General features: G+C 71.7%; 15 protein-coding genes. 3 read left to right on the top strand and 12 right to left on the bottom strand.

From position 1 onward, the window contains the following. From OG462_RS34670 to OG462_RS34630, 9 genes are all read right to left on the bottom strand, one after another. Nucleotides 1-4245 (bottom strand): SGNH/GDSL hydrolase family protein, encoded by a 4245-nt coding sequence (locus tag OG462_RS34670; RefSeq protein WP_406063867.1) that lies wholly within the window; start codon nt 4243-4245, stop codon nt 1-3. Between the two features lie 64 nt (nt 4246-4309). Continuing rightward, entirely contained in the window at nt 4310-4870 is a 561-nt protein-coding gene (locus OG462_RS34665; RefSeq protein ID WP_406063866.1) for a hypothetical protein, read from the bottom strand. A 235-nt stretch (nt 4871-5105) separates the two neighbouring features. Next, on the bottom strand, nt 5106-5309 hold the full coding sequence (locus OG462_RS34660) for a type II toxin-antitoxin system VapB family antitoxin (protein WP_406063864.1): 204 nt from the start codon (nt 5307-5309) through the stop codon (nt 5106-5108). Nucleotides 5310-5338: 29 nt separating this feature from the next. Further along, nucleotides 5339-5836 carry a methylated-DNA--[protein]-cysteine S-methyltransferase gene (locus tag OG462_RS34655; protein WP_406063862.1) on the bottom strand — a complete coding sequence of 166 codons (498 nt, stop codon included), beginning with the start codon at nt 5834-5836 and terminating at the stop codon, nt 5339-5341. A gap of 6 nt (nt 5837-5842) precedes the next feature. After that, a complete protein-coding gene (locus OG462_RS34650) occupies nt 5843-7327 on the bottom strand; it encodes an AlkA N-terminal domain-containing protein (protein WP_406063860.1) in 1485 nt (494 codons plus the stop codon). Between the two features lie 147 nt (nt 7328-7474). After that, a complete protein-coding gene (locus OG462_RS34645) occupies nt 7475-8245 on the bottom strand; it encodes a metallophosphoesterase (protein ID WP_406063858.1) in 771 nt (256 codons plus the stop codon). A 111-nt stretch (nt 8246-8356) separates the two neighbouring features. After that, complete coding sequence (locus OG462_RS34640) at nt 8357-8977, bottom strand: L-threonylcarbamoyladenylate synthase (protein ID WP_406063856.1); 621 nt, start codon at nt 8975-8977, stop codon at nt 8357-8359. A 9-nt stretch (nt 8978-8986) separates the two neighbouring features. After that, nucleotides 8987-10399: a phytoene desaturase family protein gene (locus OG462_RS34635; RefSeq protein WP_406066837.1), complete on the bottom strand. Its 1413-nt coding sequence runs from the start codon at nt 10397-10399 to the stop codon at nt 8987-8989. Between the two features lie 72 nt (nt 10400-10471). Further along, nucleotides 10472-11308, bottom strand: coding sequence for an inositol monophosphatase family protein (locus tag OG462_RS34630; protein WP_406063855.1), 837 nt, complete (start codon nt 11306-11308; stop codon nt 10472-10474). 112 nt (nt 11309-11420) lie between these two features. Here OG462_RS34630 and OG462_RS34625 point away from each other — a divergent pair, with 112 nt between their 5' ends. The 3 genes from OG462_RS34625 (at nt 11421) to OG462_RS34615 (ending at nt 14495) form a co-directional block, all read left to right on the top strand. Beyond that, nucleotides 11421-12488 (top strand): biotin/lipoate A/B protein ligase family protein, encoded by a 1068-nt coding sequence (locus tag OG462_RS34625; protein ID WP_406063853.1) that lies wholly within the window; start codon nt 11421-11423, stop codon nt 12486-12488. Between the two features lie 65 nt (nt 12489-12553). Further along, nucleotides 12554-13438 carry a hypothetical protein gene (locus tag OG462_RS34620; protein WP_406063852.1) on the top strand — a complete coding sequence of 295 codons (885 nt, stop codon included), beginning with the start codon at nt 12554-12556 and terminating at the stop codon, nt 13436-13438. Nucleotides 13439-13703: 265 nt separating this feature from the next. Next, nucleotides 13704-14495 carry a serine protease gene (locus tag OG462_RS34615; RefSeq protein ID WP_406063850.1) on the top strand — a complete coding sequence of 264 codons (792 nt, stop codon included), beginning with the start codon at nt 13704-13706 and terminating at the stop codon, nt 14493-14495. Here the strand turns inward: OG462_RS34615 and OG462_RS34610 are convergent. From OG462_RS34610 to OG462_RS34600, 3 genes are all read right to left on the bottom strand, one after another. Then, on the bottom strand, nt 14449-16035 hold the full coding sequence (locus OG462_RS34610) for an NCS1 family nucleobase:cation symporter-1 (protein WP_406063848.1): 1587 nt from the start codon (nt 16033-16035) through the stop codon (nt 14449-14451). The two genes, OG462_RS34615 and OG462_RS34610, sit on opposite strands and share 47 nt — an antisense overlap. 170 nt (nt 16036-16205) lie before the next feature. Further along, complete coding sequence (locus OG462_RS34605) at nt 16206-16793, bottom strand: GNAT family N-acetyltransferase (protein WP_406063846.1); 588 nt, start codon at nt 16791-16793, stop codon at nt 16206-16208. An 84-nt stretch (nt 16794-16877) separates the two neighbouring features. After that, on the bottom strand, nt 16878-17891 hold the full coding sequence (locus OG462_RS34600; RefSeq protein ID WP_406063844.1) for a TIGR03842 family LLM class F420-dependent oxidoreductase: 1014 nt from the start codon (nt 17889-17891) through the stop codon (nt 16878-16880). Nucleotides 17892-17919: the final 28 nt, after the last annotated feature.

The raw sequence follows: 17919 nt of genomic DNA, 5'->3' as shown, positions 1-17919 counted from the left end.
TCAGGGGGTTCCGGCGTAACCGATGGCGCTCAACCGCTGACGCATGACGTCAGCGTATCCGGTGGTGCCGGCGCTCTTGGGGTGGAAGGACTCGCGGCTGATGCAGCTGCCGCCCATCGCGCCCCACAGGCAGGAGGCCGGTACGGCCGCCGGGTCTCCGAGGTGGAAGTCGCCGTCGCCGTTGGGGCCGAGGACGAACTTGTTGATCCACTCGGGGTCGTCGCAGCCGCTGTGGCCGACGAACGTGCCGACCGGGTTGGCGTACTCGATCTTCATGCCGGTCGCACGCAGACTGTCGGCCATCGCCTTCTGCTGGTCGTCGGCGTAGTTGACGAGCTGCGCGAGGGCGCCGACCTCGGACATGTCGTAGTAGAGCGAACCGGCGCACTTCACCGTACGGCTGAGCAGCTCCGGGTAGCCCATGAGCATGATCTGCGCGTTCGGCGCCTTGTACGCGATGCCGTCCATGACGTGCCGGAGGTCCGCGATCATGCGGTCGACGATCGCCTTGTACTTCGGCAGGAAGCCGGAGTCCTTGCTGCAGTCGCTCAGGCTGCCGCACTCCTGCATGGCGGTGGCGAAGCCGCCCTCGTCGTTGCCGCCGAGGGTCAGCATGACCAGTGTCGTGTCGTCGCTGAGCACACCGGAGTCGACCTGGCGGACCTCACCGAACTGGCCCTCGCCGTAGCTCTGCGGGTTGTTGCCGCTCGGCACGTACGCGACGTTCTTCGTCATCGCGCCCGAGCAGGCGACGAAGCCCAGCTCGGCGGCGGAGCCCCAGGTGTCGGCGATGGCGCCGAGCGACTCGGTGGTGCCGGGCAGGACGAGCTTGCGTCCCCACGCGTTGGAGCTGCGTCGGCAGGCGTTCCACTCGCTGGTGCCGTGGTCCTTGTTGCTCTCCACGGAGTAGGAACCGGCGCCCTCACCGGAGGTGAAGGAGTCGCCGAGGACCGCGACGATGTGCTTCGGCTTGGCGGCCAGCGGCTGGAAGCCGACGGCGTCCCAGGCCACGTCCGCGTCGCCGGTGCCGTCGAGCGTGGTGCTGGCGAGCCTCACGCGCGGGGTGCCGGAGACCTTGTAGACGCCGAGCGAGACCCAGCTGTTGGCCTTGCGCTCCTGGCCCAGGGTGCGGGTACGGGTGAAGGAACCGCTGCCGGTGTCGATCTCGTACTTGGCCTGCTGGGTGTGGGCGCCGTGGTCGGGGATGTGCACCATGACGCGGACCCACTGGTCCAGGGTGCGGCCCAGGGTCCAGGTGCCGGTGGTCTTCAGTCGGGCGCCGTCGGTGTCGGACGCCTTGCGGGTGTGGGTGAACCAGAAGTGGTCGCCGTAGCCGGCGCCGATCTGGTGCAGGTCGATCTTGCCGGGGTAGGTGCCGTTGGAGTCGGTGAAGGTGAATCCGAACGTTCCGGCGGAGTTGCTGACGCCGCAGGTGTGTCCCGTCTGGCCCATGGGTGTCACGCCGGCGGCGACGTCGTCCACGATGAACGTGCTGGACGGGAGGCCGGAGTTGCAGAGCGGCGGGTACGAGGAGTTCTCGTTCGGCTGCTCGGGATAGTCGGTGTTGTTGAAGCGGTGGATGGGGTTGCCGCACTCGGCGGCCGCCTCACAGTTCTTCCACGTCACCGACTCGTGCCACCAGCACTTCAGGTAGAGCGGGTTGGAGTCGTCGGGGTCGCCCGGCAGCGTGCACGGGCCCATGCCGGTCTTGTTGGAGGCACCGTCGACGATCTTGCTCTGGTCGCAGTCGTTGGACGCGGTGCAGAAGAGCATGTTCGGGGGCTTGGCCCGGGTGCGGGCCGGGGTGTTGTTCCACCACGCACCCTTGTAACCGGCCTGCATGTCACCCGGCTTGAACAGCGCCGAGATGGGGCGGGCAGCCCAGCCGATGACCTTCTCCTGGTACGGCCAGTCCTGCGGGTGCGCGGCGTGCGAGTAGTCGTCGCCACCGGAGGAGGACTCCAGGAACGGCAGGCGGTTCTCCTTCCACAGCGGGTTGGCCGGGTTGTTGGTCCAGCCCACGCCCCACTTGCCGCTGTTGCTGCCGGCCGCGGACTGCAGGTGGAAGCCCGAGTTGTAGGCCCAGAGCGCGAAGAACCAGTTCTCGATGTACTTCGGCTTGCCGCCGTTGACGGTCATGCCGGAGATCCGGGTCTCGTTCCACTTGGAGGCGAGGATCTGGGCGCCGTACGCGATGTTCGCCGAGTAGTCGAGCGCCGCGGCCTCCTTCTGCTTGAGCGACAGCTGGGTGTCGGACAGGCGCATGCCGTCGGTCACCTGCGTGATGCCGTAACCGCAGTCGGCCTTGGCCCAGTTGACGGCCCACGGGTCGGACTGGGTGCCGCTCGCGGAGTACGCGATGCCGTAGTAGTTGCCGATGAGGGGGTTGCCGGAGACACCCGGGACCACGGTCCGGGCGGCCTGCCACATGTTCGACTCCTGCGCGGTCACACCGAGCAGGATCTGGGCCGGGATGTGCCACTCGTCGGCGCGGTCGACCACACCGTTCGGGTCGCCCTCAAGGACGGGCAGCGGGAAGAGCACCTGCGGGCTGTACGCGGACATCCCGGTGTTGTTCCAGTTGGCCGGGCGGTTGGCCCACGAGTAGAGACCGTCGATCACGGCCTGGTCCACGGCCCACTCCGCCTGGCGGGGGGTCGGCTGCAGGGCCTGCTTCTTCACGTCACCGCGGGGCACGGCGCACATGCGCTCGGCCTCCACCGGGTCGTTGGGCGAGGCGGCCGCGGCGGCCAGGGCAGCGGTCGTGGCCTTACCGGCGACAGAACTCTGGGCGCCGGAGCCGGACTTGGCGCCCGTGGTGGTGCGGGTGGGGCCGGACGGCACCTTCAGAGCGGGCGAGATCGCACCGCCGGACGCGACCTGCTGCGGCGCGAGGGGCTCGGCGCCGGGCTCGGTCTGCAGGGTCACCTTCGCACCCGTGTCGAGGACGCGCAGCTGCGTGCGTACGGAGCGGGGCTCGTCGGCCGTGTTCTGGTCGGCGAGCGGAGCGTCGGACCCGGGAGCCCAGGAGGTGCCCACGGCGGCGTCGCCGAGGGTGGACATGCGGTCGTCCTTGGCGAGCGTGCCGGGGTTCTTCACCGCGTCCGGGAGCGCGCCCTGGGTCGCGGCCTTTCCGGTGACGTACACCGTGCCGTCGGCGGCGGAGGACAGGTCCCAGCCGGCGAGCGGGCCGCGTGCGAGCGTCGTCGGGGCGGCCTTGCCCTGTCGGATCTGCCGGGCGTCGACGCGCCGGGCCACGCTCTCCTCGGCGGTCGCCGAAGTGGCGTCGGCACCGGCGGACTTGGCGGTGGACCTGGCGCCCCCGGCCTTCGTACCGGCGGCTGCCTGGGGAAGGCGCTCGATGAAGGTGACACCGCCGGAGCGGTCGGGGCGGAGCTGGAAGGGGACCGAGGCCGTGCGGGCGATCTCCGTCTCGCGTCCGTCGGTGCCGATGCGGACCAGGCGGTAGCCGTGGGCGGCGACGATGCCCTGGTCGGTGGGGACGGCGGAGGTGACCTGTCCGTCCAGGCGTACCGGCGCGGAGCTCTTGCCGGTGACGGTGTCGACGCTGATCAGCCGGGTGGCGTTCTGCTTCTCGCCGTCGTGGGTGAGCTGGGTGAAGACGGCTTTCTCGCCGGTGCCGCAGCCCGGGGAGAAGTAGGCGAGCGAGGCGGTGTTCGCCAGCTTGGTGACCTTGCCGGTGGCCAGGTCCACGACGGCAGTGAAGGCGCCGCGGACCATCAGCTCGGGCTTGTTGGTGAAGGTGCGGGGCGCGTACGCCACCACGGCCCGCTTGCCGGAGCGGGTCAGACAGGCGTTGCCGATCCAGGCGTCGGTGTCGAAGCCGGGCTCGTACAGCGTGGCCGCCGTCTTCCAGGCGTAGCCGTCCTTGGCGTCGGCGACCAGGACGTGGAAGCCCCGGGCGTCTCCGGACGTGGTCCACGCCCGGTCCTTGGACGCCCGGTAGCCGGAGCCGATGGTCTTCGCGCGGTCGGCGGCGGGTACCCGGTCGGGGGTCGCCCCACCGCCGGAGTTCGTCCCCGGCTGCGCCGACCAGCCGGCGGCGGCGCCGGCCGGCGGGGCGTCGGCGGCCAGCGCCATGCCGGGGAGGAGGCCCACGAGGAGGGCGGTGGTCGCGGCGGCGGTGGTGAGACGGGCCGCGGTCAGGGTCCTGCTCCGCGATCCGCCGGAGCCGCCGGAGGCGGTCGATCCACTACGTCCTGACGGACGTATGCGAGGTGGCACGAGGTTCTGTCCTTTACACAAGAGGGAGGATGGTGCGGGACACAGCCGGTGGTGCGTGAACCTCTCAGTGGTTGATGTCGACCACGATGCGGTTCGGGGCGGTGAGCTTGAAGATCCGGTACGAGGAGTGGTCGCCGAGCGCCAGTCCGATGTGGAACGCCCGCGCCTCGGGATCGACGATGTCGGTCAGGCCCTGGCCCTTGAGGCTGGGGAAGCCGTACGTCTGGAAGTCCGGGCTGGTGTACACCGACGTCTGGTTGGCGAAGTCGTAGCGGGTCGCCGGGGAGAGGTAGATCTTCAGGTACTGCGCGCCCTGGATCGGGACGACGTGCTCGTTGGTCTCGTCTCCGCAGCAGGTCAGCGGGGTCGTCTGGACGCTCGTCGTCCAGGTGGGGATGGCACCCTCGCCCAGGTCGATGACGAAGCGGTCGAATTCCGGGTGGGTCGCGGCGCGTACGCCGAGTACGCAGATCCCCTGGCAGTCCGGTGCGACGGTGACGGCGGCCGTCGCATCGGAGCCGGTCGCCTGAGCCTGAGCCTGGGCCTGGGGTGCTGCCAGACACAGCACGCCCATCGCGAAAGCAGCGACGGACGCCCCGAGTCGGGCGGTTCTCTTGACGCGCATGATGAGTCTCTCCTGTTGCCGATCATTTCGTCCACATTGGCCCGTCATGTGCATGCCACACAGGAGCCGGTCGCACACTACTTCGATCATGGTCGGGGCGGCACTGAATTATGGAGAGAAACAGGCCAGGAGAATGTCAGGAGGTCACAGGGCTCAACCATGCGCGCGCTCAGCCTTGTTCGGCGTCAGCCCTGTTCGGGGTCAGCCTTGTTCGGCGCTCAACCTTGTTCGGCGCTCAGCCCTGCGGAGGCTCCGGCGGAACGATCTCGCCGGTGCGCTCCGCCTCGTCGCGGCTGACGGCTCGTGCCTCCGTGCGGTGTCCGCGGGCGATGTAGTCACGGACGACCACCTCGACGGCGTCCTGGGGGTTGCCGACACCGGCGAGAACCATGACTTCCACGACGAGTTCGGCGTCGAGCGCGATGTTGACCTTGGCCATGCCCGGAACCTACACCGCGAGGCGTCCCGTCAGAAGAGGGTCGCGTCGCGGCCCGACTCGAAGGCGAGGAGACGCTGTTTGCGGTCGAGCCCGCCCCCGTAACCGGTGAGGCCGCCGCCCGCGCCGATCACCCGGTGGCAGGGGACGATGACGCTGACCGGGTTCTTGCCGTTGGCCAGGCCCACGGCCCGGGAGGCGCTGGGGTTGCCGAGGAGCTCGGCGAGTTCGCCGTACGTCCGGGTCTCCCCGTACGGGATGCGGCACAGCTCCTCCCAGACGCGGAGCTGGAATTCCGTACCGATCAGGCGCAAGGGCAGGTCGAACTCGGTGAGTTCGCCCGCGAAGTAGGCGTCGAGCTGGCGGATCGCCTCGCCGAAGGGACGCGGGTCGGGCTCGCCGAAGCTCTCCTCCGGCGGACGGTGGCGCTGCCCGGTCATATGGACGCGGCTGAGGACGCCGTCGACGGCGACCAGGGTCAGCGGCTCGTACGGGCTGTCCATGACGGTGTGCCGGACGATGGGGGCCATGGCGGTTCAGTGTCCTTCGCTGGGCAGGTGGTTGATCGGGTGGTCGTCGGTCGCCCAGAGGTACTGGACGGCGTACGCGCGCCAGGGGCGCCAGTGCGCTGCGCGGGCCGTGAGAGCGGCCGGCGTGCCCGGCAGGCCGAGCCCTTCGGCGGCTCGGCGGACACCGAGGTCGCCGGGGAGGAAGGCGTCGGGATCGCCGAGGGCGCGCATGGCGATGATCTCGGTGGTCCAGGGACCGAATCCGGGCAGGGCGAGCAGCCGGGCACGGGCCTCCTCGCGGTCGTCGGCGGGACCGAGGGTGAGCGAACCGTCGGCGAGGGCCCGGACCAGGGTGAGGAGGGTGGTGCGGCGGCTGCGCGGCAGGGCCAGGGTCTCGGGATCGAGGGCGGCGAGCGCCTCGGGGCTCGGGAAGAGATGGGTGAGGCCGCCCTCGGGGTCGTCGACGGGAGTGCCGTGCGCGGTGACGAGCCGGGCGGCGTGGGTACGGGCGGCGGCCGTGGAGACCTGCTGGCCGAGGACGGCGCGTACGGCGAACTCGGCGGGGTCGACGGTCCCGGGCACCCGGCGGCCGGGTGCCGCGTCGACGATCGGTGCGAGCAGCGGGTCGGCGCGCAGCCGCTCGTCGACGGCGACGGGGTCGGCGTCGAGGTCGAGGAGCCGGCGGCAGCGGCTGATGGCGTGGGTGAGGTCGCGCGGGTCCGTGAGCGAGAGCCTGCAGGCGATGTGGTCGGCGCGGGGCGCGAGGGCGACGATGCCGTGCCCGTACGGCAGGGTGAGGGTCCGGCGGTAGGCGCCGTCGCGCCACTCCTCCACTCCCGGGACGGCGGTCGCGGCGAGGTGGCCGAAGACGTTGGAGGGTTCCAGCGGGGTGCGGAACGGCAGCCGGAGGCTGATCACCCCGGGGGTCGGCGCCCGGTCGGGGGCGGGGCGGGCGGCGCGGGCGCGGAGCTCGCCGGGGGTGAGCGCGAAGACCTCGCGGACGGTGTCGTTGAAGGTGCGGATCGAGGAGAAGCCGGCCGCGAAGGCGATCTCGCCCAGCGGCATCGGGGTGGTCTCGATGAGGACCCGCGCGGTCTGGGCGCGCTGGGCACGGGCGAGGGCGAGCGGGCCCGCGCCCAGCTCTGCGAGGAGCTGGCGCTCGATCTGGCGGGTGGACCAGCCGAGCCGCCGGGCCAGCCCGGGAACGCCCTCCCGGTCGACGACCCCGTCCTGGATGAGCCGTACGGCACGGGCTACGGCGTCGGCGCGCACGTTCCACTCGGGAGAGCCGGGGCTCGTGTCGGGCCGGCACCGTTTGCAGGCCCGGAATCCGGCGCGCTGGCAGGAGGCGGCGCTGGCGTGGAACTCCATGTTCTCGGGCTTGGGCGGGACGACCGGGCAGCTGGGCCGGCAGTAGATCCGGGTGGTGCGGACGGCGGTGAAGAACACGCCGTCGAAGCGGGCGTCCTTCGACTGGACGGCCCGGACGCAGCGCTCGGTGTCGGTGTGCATGAGTCCAGGATCGGGGACGGACGACTCGCGGGCTGGCGAGAAAACGACATCGTCGTCGAGCCGCCCTGTCCCCGGTCGAGGTCGAGGCTGCGGTCGCGGTCGCGGTCGCGGTCGCGGTCAGACGGTGACCTCTGACAGCGGTCGCGGTCAGACGGTGACCGTCCGGTAGTGGGTGGTCAGCCTGCCGTCCTCGCCCAGGACGTGGAAGGCGAGCGCGGGCGGCAGGTCGAGGTGGACGTGCGGGGAGTCCGGGCCCGGGTTCTCCCAGGGGAGGCGGAGGGCGGAGACGACCCCGGGGGCCACGAGCAGCGGGCGCCCCGCGAAGGTGGTGGCGGCCGCCGTGTGGGCGTGGCCCGCGAGGAAGGCCGTGAGGTGGGGGTGGCGCTCGGCGAGGGCGGCGAGCCGCTCCTCGCCGAACTGCCGGATCCCGTCCACGTACGGGGTGTGCAGCGGGACCGGCGGGTGGTGGAAGGCGACGAGGACGGGCACCTCGCGCGGGGTGGCGTCGAGGACGCCGTCCAGCCACTCCAGCGTTTCGTCCTCAAGGAATCCCTCGTCCTTGCCCGGCACCGAGGAGTCACAGAGGGCCACGACGAAGCCCTCGCCCCGGAGCACCTGGTTGACGGGCGCGTCCGGGCGGGCGGTGGCCCCCTCCGTCCCACCGAGGAGGCCCGCCCTGAAAGCGGCGCGGTCGTCGTGGTTGCCGGGGCAGACGAGCAGCGGGTGACGGGAGTTCAGCAGCTCCCGGACGACCGCGTACTCGTCCGCCGTCCCGTGGTCGGCGATGTCCCCGGTGACGAGGACGGCCGCCAGGTCGTACGGCAGCTCCTCCAGGTACCTGAGGACCGCACGGGTGCGGTCGACGCTGCGCGGTTCCCCGTCGACATGGATGTCGCTGACCTGGGCGATGACGATCACGGGACTCGGTCCTCCTCGGCTGTGGCGAGCAAGTGCTCGCACGACCGTACGGCGGTCACGGTCCTGACCGTAAGGGCCGGTTCGCGAGCGGTGGCCTGCTCGCGGCGCGCTCTACTCGAACCGCGTGGTGTCCCCCGCCCCGCGCCGGACGATCTCGGGCTCGCCGCTGGAGAAGTCGACGACCGTGGTGGGTTCGGTTCCGCAGTCGCCGGAGTCGAGGACCGCGTCCACCAGGTGGTCGAGCCGCTCCTTGATCTCCCAGCCCACGGTCAGCGGCTCCGCCTCGTCGGGCAGCAGCAGGGTGCTGGAGAGCAGCGGTTCGCCGAGTTCGGCGAGCAGGGCCTGGGTGACGACGTGGTCGGGGATGCGCACGCCGACCGTCTTCTTCTTGGGGTGCAGCAGCGCGCGCGGAACCTCCTTCGTCGCGGGGAGGATGAAGGTGTACGGGCCGGGGGTGGCGGCCTTGACCGCGCGGAAGACGTCGTTGTCGATGTGCACGAGCTGGCCCAGCTGGGAGAAGTTCTGGCACATGAGTGTGAAGTGATGCCGGTCGTCGAGGTCGCGGATCGCCCGGATGCGGCTGATGCCGTCCTTGCTTCCGAGTCGGCTGCCCAGCGCGTAGCAGGAGTCGGTCGGGTACGCGACGAGCGCGCCGTTCCGGATGCTGTCGGCCACCGTGCCGATGGTGCGCTGCTGGGGGTTGTCGGGGTGCACGTCAAAGTACTTCGCCATGGGGGCAGTCTATTTTCGCAACCGGCGCCAGACCGCCTTCGCCGCGTTGTGGCCGGACATGCCGTGCACGCCGGGGCCGGGCGGGGTGGCGGAGGAGCAGAGGAACACCGCCGGGTGCGGGGTCGCGTAGGGGCGGAGCGAGAGGGTGGGGCGCAGCAGGAGCTGGAGGCCGCTGGCGGCGCCGCAGGCGATGTCGCCGCCGACGTAGTTGGCGTTGTGCGCGGCGAGTTCGGGCGGTCCCGCGGTGGCGCGGGCCAGGACGCGGTCGCGGAAGCCGGGGGCGAAGCGCTCGATCTGGCGCTCGATCGCCTCGGTGAGGTCGCCCCGCCAGCCGTTCGGCACATGTCCGTACGCCCAGAACACGTGCTTGCCCTCGGGGGCACGGGAGGGGTCGACGAGGCTGGGCTGGGCGGTGATGAGGAAGGGCGCGTCGGGCGCGGTGCCGGTGGAGGCCCGGTGCAGGGCGGTGTCGATCTCCCCTGCGGTGGGGCCGATCTGGACGGTTCCGGCGCGGCGGGCTTCCTCGGCGGTCCACGGTACGGGGCCGTCCAGGGCGTAGTCGATCTTGAAGGCGCTCGCGCCGTACCGGTAGTGGTCGTAGTGGCCGCCGAAGCCGGCGATCCGGGCGAGGGCCGTGGGTGAGGTGTCGAAGACGTAGGCGCGGGCGGGCGGCAGGTCGTCGAGTCGCTTGACCTCGAAGTCGGTGTGGACGGCGCCGCCGAGGTCCTTGAGGTACGCGGTGAGGGCGTCGGAGATGGACTGCGAGCCGCCCCGGGGCATGGGCCAACCGCCGGCGTGGGCGGCGAGGGCGAAGACGAGGCCGACGGCGCCGGTGGCGAAGCCGCCGAGCGGGGCCATGACATGGGCGACGAGCCCGGCGAAGAGCCCCCGCGCCTTCTCGTCCTGGAAGCGGCGCATCAGCCAGGTCGACGGCGGCAGTCCGGTGAGGCCGAAGCGGGTGAGGGTGACCGGGTCGCGGGGCAGCGCCGTCAGCGGCAGCTGCATGAAGTCCCGGGCGAGGGTGTCCCACTTGCCGGCGTAGGGCGCGACGAGCCTGCGGTACGCCCCCGCGTCGCGCGGCCCGAAGGAGGCGGCGGTCTCGGCGACCGAGCGGGCGAGGACGGCGGCGGTGCCGTCGTCCCAGGGGTGCGCCATGGGCAGTTCGGGGTGGAGCCACTCAAGTCCGTACCGCTTCAACGGCATCGACTTGAAGACCGGCGAACCGGCCGCGAGGGGATGCACGGCGGAGCAGGGGTCGTGGCGGAAGCCGGGGAGGGTGAGCTCCTCGGTCCTGGCGCCCCCGCCGACGGTCGGCCTGGCTTCGAAGACGGCCACGGAGAAGCCGCGGCGGGCCAGTTCGACGGCGGCGGTCAGTCCGTTGGGACCCGCCCCGACGACGACGGCATCGAGCATCGACGTCACCTTCGACACCTTCGGACTCCTTCGTCAGCCGATGGCCAAGGCTCCCAGGATAGGCCGGTGGTGGTGCCGCCCTCATCGGCCCCCGAGGAGGCTCAGGATCCGCTTGGCGGTCGCCGTGTCCCGGGCCGCGGTGAACGGCAGCGCGTTCCCCCCGGTGATCCTGAACGGCTCCCCCGCGAGGGTCGTGTGCGCGCCGCCCGCCTCGGTGACGAGGAGGAGTCCGGCCGCATGGTCCCAGGCGTACTCCCAGGAGAAGGCGGTCGCGTCGAGCGTGCCGCGCGCCACGGCCAGGTACTCGAGTCCGGCGGAGCCGCAGGGCCGGGGGCTCACACCCTCGGTGACCAGGCCGAGCAGGGCGCGCTTCTGGTCGGGGGTGGTGTAGTCGGGGTGCGAGGTGGCGACTTCCAGGACCGCGCCGGGGGCGGGCGAACCGGCGTGCAGCGGCTGTCCGTTGAGCGTGGCGCCCCGGCCGCGTACGGCCACGGCGAACTCGTCCAGGGCGGGCGCGAAGGTCCAGGAGGCCAGCAGCTCGCCGTGCTGGGCGAGCGCGACGAGGGTGCAGAAGCCGGGGTCGCCGTGGACGAACTGGCGGGTGCCGTCGACGGGGTCGACGATCCAGACGGGGGCGTCGCCGCGCAGGGCGTCGTAGATGGTGGGGTCGGCGTGGACGGCCTCCTCGCCGACCACCACCGAGCCGGGGAGCAGGGCGGTCAGGGAGGCCGTGAGATGGGCCTCGGCGGCCCGGTCGGCGACGGTGACCAGGTCGTGCGGACCGTTCTTCTCGACTATGTCGTCGGCGGCGAGCTGCCGGAAGCGCGGCATGATCTCGGCGGCGGCCGCCTTGCGGACCGCCTCCTCCACCTCGGTCGTCCGGCCGGCGAGGACGTGGTCAAGGAACTCTTCGCTCATGTGTCCAGCTAAGCACGGGGCACTGACAGGCGGACCGGCGCATTTGTCACCCTCTGTTTCCCCGGGGAGTACCCTTTGGCCGAGTTCACCCCTTACATGCAGGGAGGGTTCCGTGCACGGCGCGTACCACGGTGAGTACAAGGTTCCCGGTGGGAAGCTGGTGGTCGTCGACCTCGACGCCGAGGACGGGGTCCTGCGGAACGTCCGGGTCGCGGGCGACTTCTTCCTGGAACCGGACGAGGCGATCCTGGCGATCGACCGCGCTCTGGAGGGCGCCCCCGTCGACACGGACGCCCCCGGGCTCGCGGCACGGATCGACGCCACGCTGCCGCCGGGCACACAGATGTTCGGACTGACCACGGAGGGCATCGGGATCGCGGTCCGCCGCGCCCTCGCCCACGCCACGGACTGGACCGACTACGACTGGCAGCTGATCCACGAGCCGCCGCAGTCCCCCGCCCTGCACATGGCGCTCGACGAGGTCGTCACGGCCGAGGTGGCCGCAGGCCGCCGGCCGCCGACCCTGCGGGTCTGGGAGTGGGGCGCCCCGGCTGTGGTCATCGGCAGCTTCCAGTCCCTGCGCAACGAGGTCGACCCGGAGGCGGCCGAGCGGCACGGGATCCAGGTGGTGCGCCGGATCAGCGGTGGCGGGGCCATGTTCATCGAGCCGGGCAACACGATCACGTACTCGCTCTCGGTGCCCGACGCCCTCGTGCAGGGCCTGTCCTTCACCGACAGCTACGCCTACCTCGACGACTGGGTCCTCGGCGCGCTCGGCGACATGGGCATCCGGGCCTGGTACCAGCCGCTCAACGACATCGCCACGGACGCGGGCAAGATCGCGGGCGCCGCGCAGAAGCGGATGGTGACGGGCCAGGGGGCGGTCCTGCACCACGTGACGATGGCCTACGACATCGACGCGGACAAGATGACGGAGGTCCTGCGGATCGGCCGCGAGAAGCTCTCCGACAAGGGCACGAAGAGCGCGAAGAAGCGGGTCGACCCGCTGCGGCGCCAGACGGGCCTGCCGCGCGAGACGGTGATCGAGCGGATGATCGCCTCCTTCCGGGTCCGGTACGGCCTGTCGGAGGGCCATGTCACGGAGGACGAGCTGACGCGGGCGAAGGAGCTGGCGGAGTCGAAGTTCGGGACGGCGGAGTGGACGGGGCGGGTGCCGTAGCCGCGCCGGGGGCGCCGCCCCGGCCCCCGCGCCCCGCAGGCGGGCCCGCTGCGTAGGGTGGCGGCATGCGTGTCGAGGGGCCGGTGAAGCCGGAGTTGCGGATGGAGTGCGCCGACGGGCGGCGGTTGGTGCTCTTGCAGGGCGCCGTCCCCGTGCTCTTCGCCCGGCAGCGGGCCACCCACCGTGGCCTGCACTACGCGCGCACCGGCTGTTACGCCTCCCCGCTCGCCCCGCTCCGGGCCGAGCGGGCGCGTGCGGTCGCGGAGTTCGCGGCGTCGGGCTCGGCGGAGTGGTCGGCGCGCTGGGCCTCGTACGCGGAGGCGGAGCTCCGCGGGGCCGCCGAGGGGCCGCTCCACGCGGGCGAGTGGCTGCTGGCCCCGCCCGTCGACCGGTGGTTCGTGGACGCCAACTGGCCCAAACTCCTCGCCCACGACCCGGACCGGGGCCATCTGACCTGGTTCGGCTACGGCGATCCGGTGGAGGACGCGCGCGACCTGCTGCCCCTGCGGGCGCTGTCGGACCCGGAGGCGCCGCGGGTGAAGGCGTACCGCCGTCAGTACCGGGAGGGTGTTCTGCCGCCGGTGTTCGCCTGGTGGATCAGCGGACTCAACTCCCCCGTGGTGCTCGACGGCCACGACCGCCTGACGGCGGCGCTCGCGGAGGGTGGACGACCGGAGGTGCTGACGCTGTCGCGGGCCGCGGACGCCGAGTGGGTGGCGCTCTGCGCGGCCCGTCCCGTGGCGGAGTACGAGCAGCGGGTCGCCGCCATGGAGGGCCCGCTCGCCGCGTCGCGGATCGCGTACGAGAGCCGCCGTCTCGCGGACGTGCTGCGGTCGGTCCTCGGTTCCCCCGACATCACCCGCGCCTGGCCCTTCCCCGGCGGGGCCCCTGCCTGGGATGCGGCAGCGGCGGCGCACGTCCCTGGCTGGGCCCCGGACGCCGACCGCTGACTCACGCCTGGTCGCCAGAGTCCCCGACTCACCGACTCACCGACTCACCGACTCACCAACTCACCGACTCACCGACCACGGCATCGGTCACGGCATCGGTCACCGATCCGGCCCCGTGTTCAGGTGACCGTATCGGGCCCGCGTCGTTGAGCCCAGGCGGGCCGGAACAGTGTGTGGGAGACGTGCGGAAACGTCTCCGCACTCCCTCGGCCCGGGAACACGGCGTCGACGGTACGGAGATCAGGTGGGACGGGCGAAGAGGCTCATGGCGACGGTCGCGGGCGCGGTGCTCACGGTGAGCCCCCTCGGAATCGCGCCGCCGGCGCAGGCGGTGGTCGGCGGAAAGGAGGCACGGCCCCACCAGTACCCGTTCATGGCGGGACTCGTGGACGTCCTCGAACGACGGGTGATGTGCGGCGGGGCGCTGATCGGCGACCGGTACGTCCTCACCGCCGCCCACTGTCTGACGGGCTCGTACAGCAGCCCCCCGCGCGTGGGTGTGCTGCTCGGCGACCACGATCTGACCACCGGGGCCGACAGCCCGCACGCGGTCCTGGCGACCGCCGCTCGCTTCGTCCCGCACCCGGACTACGACTCCGGCACCCAGCAGAACGACATCGCCCTCGTCGAGCTCGCCGAGCCGGTCGCCCTCAACCGCGATGTGCGCCCGATCGGCCTTCCGGCCGCGTCCGCCCCCGGCAGCTCCGACGACACCCGGGTCGAGGTTCCGGGCTGGGGCACGACCTCGTTCGGCGGCCGCACCTCCGACGTCCTGCGGACCGTGGCCCTCACCACCATGAGCAACTCGGTCTGCGCGAGCCGGGGCATGGCGCAGGTCGCCCCCACCCAGATCTGCACGTACGCCCCCGGGCGGGACACCTGTCAGTACGACTCCGGCGGCCCCCTGGTCCGGGTGGTCCGGGGGCGGCCGTACGTCGTCGGTCTGGTGTCCTACGGCAAGGAGTGCGCCACCGACACTCCCGCCGTGAACACCCGTGTGCGCTCCTACCTCAGCTGGATCGAGCGGACGATCGGCCGGCTGCCCCGCGCCTCATGAGGACGGTGTAGAGGAGCAGCGAGGCGGCCAGGCCGACGGCCCAGCCGTAGTCGGCGAGGGGCTTCAGGAGGGGAATCAGCCCGTCCTCGGGGAAGGGCCCGGTGCCGGGTGCCGAGTGGGAGCCGCCGACGGCGAGGACGCCGCCGACCGCGAAGGCGAGCACGGCCGCCGGGTTCCAGCCGCCCCGGTACCAGTAGGGCCCGTCGGCCCGGTAGAGCCCTTCGAGGTCGAGGACGGCACGGCGGACGAGCCAGTAGTCGGCGATCAGGATGCCCGCGACCGTACCGAGGAGACCCCCGACCAGGCCGAGCCAGGTGAAGATGTACAGCTCGGGGGTGGCGGTGAGCTTCCACGGCATGATGAGCACGCCGACGACACCGGTGATCAGCGCGCCCGTACGGAAGTTGATCAGCTTCGGGGCGAGGTTGGCGAGGTCGTACGCCGGGGAGACGACATTGGCCGCGATGTTCACGGAGAGGGTCGCCACCAGCACGGTCACCAGGGCGAAGAGCAGTCCGAAGACGTTGTCGGTCTTGGCGGCGAGCGCCACCGGATCCCAGACGGGCGCCCCGTACACGGCCTGCGAGCCGGAGGTGACGAGCACCGAGAGCAGCGCGAACAAGGTCATGGTGGTGGGGAGTCCGAGGGTCTGACCGAGGATCTGGGAACGCTGGCCGGCGCCGAAGCGGGTGAAGTCGGGGATGTTGAGGCTGAGCGTCGCCCAGAAGGCGATCATGCCCATGAGGGCGGGGAAGAAGACGGACCAGAAGTCGGCGCCCCAGCCGAGCTTCGACGGCTGGTCGAGCAGCGGTCCGAGGCCGCCCGCCTTGACCGCGATCCAGGTGAGAAGGACGAGCGCGCCGACGATGACGAAGGGCGCGGCCCAGTTCTCGAAGCGGCGCAGGGCCTCCATCCCCCGGTAGATGATGGCGAGTTCGAGGGCCCAGAAGAGGACGAAGCAGAGCCAGAGCGTCCACGGCTGGCCGCCGATCCTCGCCGCGTCCGCCCAGCCGCCGCCGAAGACCTTGTCGAGGAGGACGAAGACGCCCTGGCCGCCGATCCAGGTCTGGATGCCGAACCAGGCGCAGGCGACCCCGGCCCGGACGAGAGCGGGCAGGTTCGCCCCGCGCAGCCCGAAGGAGGCGCGGGCGAGGACGGGGAAGGGGATGCCGTACTTGGGTCCGGCATGCCCCGTGAGCAGCATCGGCAGCAGCACGACGACATTGGCGAGGGCGATGGTGAGGACCGCCTGCTTCCAGTCCATGCCCAGGGCGACGAGACCGGAGGCGAGCATCCACGAGGGGATGTTGTGGGCCATGCCGACCCAGAGGGCGGCGAAGTTGTAGGTGGTCCAGCGGCGTTGGGCGACGGGGACGGGGAGCAGGTCCTCGTTGACGAAGCGGGGGTCGGCGGGGGCGGCGCCTGGGGCGAGTTCGACCCGGCCGCCGGCTGCAGTGGATCCGGCGGGTCCGGTGGATCCGTCGAGTCCTGTGAGTTCGGTGGATCCGGTCGGTCTTCCCGGGGGGACGGTTGCGGTCATACGGAGGAACCCTTCGTTCGGCGGGGAGGACGGAACGAGGTGTCGCCCCGATGAGGGGCGAGGGGTGCCATGCCGGAGCGGCTCCATCGTGGTCTGTCAAGGACCACTTGTGGCCACGGAGTGGGGCTCCGATTCTTCCACTCGGCGTGAGGCGCGGGTAGACCCGCGCATCACGCCGGTGTACGCCGAACGCCTACGACCCGCCCCTGTACGTGGAGATGGCCGTCCAGCGGGAAGGCGGGAGGCGCCGACGGCAGGATCCTGTCGAACGCGTAGCCGCACTTCTCCGCCACGCGACAGGAAGCCAGGTTGTCGACCTGGTGCAGGAGTTCGAGACGTTCCAGGCCGTCGGTCCCGTAGGTGTCGAACGCCCAGGCGGTGAGGGCCTCCAGGGCTCGGGGCGCCACGCCTCGCCCACGGGCCCGTGCCGCCGTCCAGTAGCCGACCTCGGCGGACGGCTTGCCGGGGGCGACCTCCTTGAGCACCACGCTGCCCGCCAGCCGCTGCGGCTCCGCGCCGGAGGGCTCCTCAAGGACGGCGAAGCAGAACCGGACGCCCGCCGCCCAGCCGCCCTCCTGGGCCCCCACCCAGGCCAGTCCGTCGGCCTCGCTCTCCATCGGCACACTGACCTGACCGCGCAGATCGGGATCCCGGTACGACTCGACCAGCTCGGCCACGTCGTCGACGCGCCAGGGGCGCAGGAGAAGAGCGGGAGCAGTCGGCGTCGCGGGGGCCTTGAGCAGGACGGTGGTGTTCATCGGTTGATCGTAGTCAGCCCGAACGCGCCGGCCGGGCCCGCCGGAGCGCCGGCATCGCTCCCGTCCGGGCCTCGGCAACGGGTGTCAGCCGAGGGCCGGGATGATCTCGGAGCCGTACGCGTCGATCGTCGTCTCCTTCGCGTCGTGCATGGCGTACACGGCGAACTGGTCCACGCCCAACTCCCGCAGCCGCCGTAGTTTCTCGATCTGGGCCTCGGCCGGGCCGAGGAGGCAGAAGCGGTCGACGATCTCGTCGGGGACGAAGTCGGTGGACGGGTTGTCGGCGCGGCCGTGGTGGCTGTAGTCGTAACCGTGCCGGTCCTTGATGTACGCGGTCAGGGCCTCCGGGACCATGTCGGAGTGCTCGCCGTAGCGCGAGACGAGGTCGGCGACGTGGTTGCCGACCATGCCGCCGAACCAGCGGCACTGGTCGCGGGCGTGGGCCAGGGCGTCCGCCGAGCCGTCGGCCGTCACGTACGCCGGTGCCGCGACGCAGATCTTGACCGCGGCGGGGTCGCGGCCGGCCTCCTCGGCGGCGGCCCGCACCGCCTTCACCATCCACTCCGTCAGATACGGGTCGGCGAGCTGGAGGATGAAGCCGTCCGCCTTCTGGCCCGCGAGGGCGAGCGCCTTCGGGCCGTACGCCGCCATCCAGACCGGCAGCCTGCCGTCCTTGATCCACGGGATGCGGATCGGGCTGCCGTCCACCACCGCCTCGCGGCCCTCCGCCAGGTCGCGGATGACGTCGATGGCCTCGCCCAGGCGGGCCAGGGTGTTCGGCTTGCGGCCGGCAACGCGCATCGCGGAGTCGCCGCGGCCGATGCCGCAGACGGTCCGGTTGCCGAACATGTCGTTGAGCGTGGCGAAGGTCGACGCCGTGACCTCCCACGTCCTCGTTCCCGGGTTCGTCACCATCGTGCCGACGTGGAGCTTCGTCGTGTGCTCCAGGATCTGGCTGTAGACGACGAAGGGCTCCTGCCAGAGCACGGCGGAGTCGAAGGTCCAGCCGTAGCGGAAGCCGTTGCGTTCCGCCCGGCGCATCAGCCCGACGACCTGCGAGGCGGGCGGGTCGGTCTGCAGGACAAGTCCGAAGTCCACGCGGGACCTCCAAGTTCGATTCGGTGCG

Origin of the sequence: Streptomyces sp. NBC_01077 (assembly GCF_045162855.1) — a bacterium.
Lineage (GTDB): Bacteria > Actinomycetota > Actinomycetes > Streptomycetales > Streptomycetaceae > Streptomyces.
The sequence above is the reverse complement of the archived record's forward strand: the minus strand, read 5'-3'. Positions and strand labels throughout refer to the sequence as shown.